The sequence below is a fragment of the Protofrankia sp. CiP1_Cm_nod3 genome, from assembly GCF_982290655.1.
Window position 1 is genome coordinate 23,078 of the sequence record NZ_CEVIVD010000002.1, and the last position, 4,287, is coordinate 27,364.

Here is a 4,287-nt window from a genome sequence, read left to right on the forward strand (position 1 = left end):
AGAGAGGGGGAGCAGGCGGACGGGGCGGGCAACGGCTGCCGCGGCGAATTCCCCGGCCGGCCCGCTGTAACGGGACCGCGGCCGGCGGGTCGGCCCACGAACCCTATTACCCAGGGTATTCGGCACGTTTCTGGTGACTTTCCGGATTTCATCGGTGCAGGCGTATGGCCCGAAAAATCCACCACCCGGCGGGCGTCCGGGAAGTGGGTGCCGCTGGTGCGTTTCCGGGTGCGGCATCATACTTGTGGGCACCGGGGCCGCCGGCCGGATGGCGGGACCGTCGGACGCCAGGAGGAAACGAGGAAATCATGGCTGCCATCGATCTCGACAAAGTGCTGGACAAGGCGTGGGCGGACAGGGAGCTGCCGGAGATCCTGGCCGCCCCGGTGTCGGCTCTGAAAGGGGTTTCCGACCGTGACGGCGAGCTGCTGCGAGAGGCATTCAACATCAAAACAGTGGCCGATCTGGCCAGTCTGAAGTATTTTCGCTGGGCTTCGGCGCTCGCCGCGCTGAACGTCCCGGCCAAGTAGGCCGGGCCCGGGGCTACGAATCCAGGCGGCCGGCCGGGTGGCCCGCCGGCCGGAGGTAATCCCGCACGGCCGTTGTGCCCCGGACCGTCTCAGGGGGCAATGCCCGTGCCCGGCCGCGCCATGTCGGCCGCCTCGTCAGCCCGTAATCCCTGTCACCCTCTTCGTGAAAGCCGTGCCCGGCCGTATGCCGTGCTCATCCACGCCGTCCCGGCGGCCACCCGGGCGGGACGGTGTGCCGCCGGCTGCCGGCCGCGCGTCCCGCGCCGTTCTCCTGATGTCCCTCGGCTCTCCCGAGGCCCCTCGTCCGTCGCGGAGCGAGGGTGGAGCAAATGGATCAGCGAAAAATTTCCGCTATCTCCGGTAGTGTCACGAATATTTTCGTCGTCGGGAATCTTCCGCTCTGCCGCGCGGCCCGCCGGTGACCGCGGCCGGGCCGGTCCGCCACGTTTGCCGATGCTCTTGTGACGAGGGTTACGTGTTGATGGTCACGGCCGCGGGATCATGTGCCGAACAACACGATCAGGCACCGGGCGGACGGATGATGAATGCAGCCGGATGCCCTCGTGGCCAATGATCCGGACACCTCTGCGTGTGGCGTGGCCGCGCCGTAGACTCCGGCTCGTTTGGCCGCGTTGTGTCGCGCTTCCTCAACAGGCCGAACATCGCCAACAGGTCGAACATCGCCCTTCGGGGTGACGCACGGTCGACCGGTAGGCCGCCTGGCGACTACGGGATGTGGTTATGAACGAACCCTTACCCTCGACGCGACTCCGTATCCGATGGAAGGCACTGGCAGTGACCGTCACAGAGCCTCTCCGGAGAAACCAGCACGACCAGCGTCTACGTACCTGGCTGCTCCAGGGCCTGGCCGAGCGGTCGCGGCGGCACGCGGGGCCGCACACCCAGCCGTCGGTCGAGCATCGACGGCACTCGTGGTGGCGTGTGATGTGTCTCACGGGAGTGGACTACTTCTCCACCCTTGGCTACCAGCCCGGCATCGCCGCTCTCGCCGCCGGCAGCCTCAGCCCGGTCGCGACCCTGATCCTCGTGCTGCTCACCCTCTTCGGGGCCCTGCCCGTCTACCGCAAGGTGGCGTCGGCAAGCCCCCACGGCGAGGGATCCATCGCGATGCTGGAACACCTGCTGCCGTGGTGGTCGGGGAAGCTGCTCGTCCTGGTCCTGCTGGGCTTCGCCGCCACCGACTTTCTCATCACGATCACCCTGTCGGCTGCCGACGCCACCGCGCACCTCATCGAGAACCCGTACGCCCCGCACTTCCTGCACGGCCACAACCTGCTGGTCACGCTGGTGCTGCTCGCCCTGCTCGCCGCGGTGTTCCTCAAGGGCTTCACCGAGGCCCTCGGTATCGCGGTCGCCCTGGTCATGATCTATCTGGCGCTGAACCTCGTCGTCGTGCTGGCCGGTGTGGCCCAGGTGCTGCGCACCCCGCACGTCGTCGACGACTGGCGCGCACTGATGGTGGCCGAGCACCCGAACCCCCTGGTGATGATCGGGGTGGCGCTCATAGTGTTCCCCAAGCTCGCGCTGGGCCTTTCCGGTTTCGAGACCGGGGTGGCGGTGATGCCGCTCATCCGCGGGGACGCGTCCGACACCGAGGAGCGTCCCACCGGGCGGATCCGGGGAACCCGGCATCTGCTCACCACAGCGGCGTTGATTATGAGCGTTTTTCTGCTGGCCAGCAGCATGGTGACAACCCTGCTCATCCCGAAGGCGGAATTCGAGACGGGTGGTGCCGCCAACGGCCGCGCCCTGGCCTATCTCGCCCACGAACTGCTGGGCACCGTCTTCGGGACCTGCTACGACATCAGCACCATCGCGATCCTGTGGTTCGCCGGGGCGTCCGCGCTGGCGGGGCTGCTCAATCTGGTGCCCCGTTATCTGCCGCGTTACGGTATGGCCCCGCACTGGGCGCGTGCGGTCCGCCCGCTGGTCCTGGTGTTCACCGTGGTCGCGTTCGTCGTCACGGTGCTGTTCCGGGCCAGTGTCGACAAACAGGCCGGCGCCTACGCGACCGGTGTGCTCGTCCTCATCACGTCGGCGTCGCTGGCGGTGACGCTGGCTTCGGCGAAACGGCGTCGGCGCGTGTACACCGCCGGGTTCGCGACCATCTCGACCGTCTTCGTCTACACCACCATCGCGAATATCATCGAACGGCCGGACGGCCTGATCATCGGTTCGTTCTTCATTATGGCGATCATTGTCGTGTCGTTCGCGTCGCGCGGGATACGCGCGTTCGAGCTGCGTGTCACGGACGTCCGCCTGGACGACACCGCGACACGGTTCGTCACCGAGGCCGCCCGCGCCGGTGAGCTGCGGCTGATCGCCAATGAACCGGACCTGCGCGACGCCGCCGAGTACTCCGACAAGGAACAGCAGGAACGTCACGACCTGCATATCCCCGACGGGGATCCGCTGCTCTTCGTCGAGGTGACGGTGTCGGACGCGTCCGAGTTCGAAAGCGAGCTGGACGTCCGGGGCGAGGAGCGTCACGGCTACCGGATCCTGAAGCTGACGAGCACCTCGGTGCCGAACGCGATCGCGGCACTGCTGCTGTACCTGCGTGACTTCACCGGTGAGCGGCCGCACGTCTATTTCGAGTGGGGCGAGGGAAATCCGCTGCTCAACCTGTTGCGGTTCCTCTTCATCGGGGTCGGCGAGGTCGCGCCTGTCACCCGCGAGGTGCTGCGTGAAGCCGAGCCCGAACCGGCCCGGCGGCCCTTCGTCCACGTCGGCTGACGCCCGGGGCAGCCGGACCACGCCCGGCTGGCAGGGCCGGCTGGGCGGTCGCGCAGCCGGGCGGTCGCGGTCGGCCGGTGACGCTCAGGGGCAGCCGGTACGGCTGATCGTGGTCACTGCGTCCGGCGCAGGACGATGCGGTCGCGCACCCGCGGTGGCAGCCGGGCGACGGCGGCGGCGATGTGGGCGTCCCTGCCGACGAGATAGCGGGTACGGGGCCGCTGGGTGGTCAGCGCGTGCACGATCACCTTCGCGACCTCCGCCGGGGGGATCCCGGCGGCCTCGTTGCGCTTCGCGCCCGCGCGGGCGGCGGCGATCTGCCTGCCGTACAGCGTGTCGACGGCCGGGGGCAGCGTCGCGAACAGCCGGTCGGCGGATGCCGCCGCCGACCGCCAGATCGGTGTGGTGACCGCTCCGGGCTCGATGAGGACGACGTCGATTCCCCAGGGGGCGAGCTCGATGCGCAGCGTGCTGGTGAGCGCGGCCAGCGCGAACTTCGACGCGGTGTAGGCGCCGAGCAGCGGGGAGACGACCCGGTCGCCGATCGAGCCCACGTTGACGATCCGGCCGTGCCCGTCCCGCAGCAGGGGGAGCACCGCCTGGGTGACGGCGACCTGGCCGACGACGTTGACATCGAGCTGGCGGCGCAGCTCCGCCGGCGGAAGGAACTCCACCGGCGCGGCGACCGCGATACCCGCGTTGTTGACCAGGCCGGCAAGGCCTTCGGCCCCGACGGTACCGCGGATGGTGACAGCCGCCGCCGCCACCGCCTCCGGATCGGTGACATCGAGCTGGACGGGCACGACCCGCTCGCCGAGCTCGGTCTTCAGCGCGGTCGCGTCCTCCTCCCGGCGTACGCCCGCGATCACCTGTCTGCCCTGGCCGATCAGGTGACGCACGGTCGCCGCGCCGATCCCTGTCGACGCTCCGGTGACCACGACGGTCCCCGGGGATGTGGTCATCGGCGGTCCCTTCTGGATGCCTCGGGCGCGGACCCGCG

General features: G+C 69.1%; 3 protein-coding genes. 2 read left to right on the forward strand and 1 reads right to left on the reverse strand.

The annotated features are described in order from the left end of the window. The first annotated feature begins 308 nt into the window (after nucleotides 1–308). On the forward strand, nucleotides 309–530 hold the full coding sequence (locus AC5LUJ_RS01025; RefSeq protein WP_250282883.1) for a hypothetical protein: 222 nt from the start codon (nucleotides 309–311) through the stop codon (nucleotides 528–530). Nucleotides 531–1,271: 741 nt separating this feature from the next. After that, nucleotides 1,272–3,287, forward strand: coding sequence for an APC family permease (locus AC5LUJ_RS01030; RefSeq protein WP_445548310.1), 2,016 nt, complete (start codon nucleotides 1,272–1,274; stop codon nucleotides 3,285–3,287). A 113-nt stretch (nucleotides 3,288–3,400) separates the two neighbouring features. Here AC5LUJ_RS01030 and AC5LUJ_RS01035 read toward each other — a convergent pair. Next, nucleotides 3,401–4,287: SDR family oxidoreductase (locus AC5LUJ_RS01035; RefSeq protein ID WP_493464323.1), on the reverse strand; the 887-nt coding region annotated here is incomplete at its 5' end.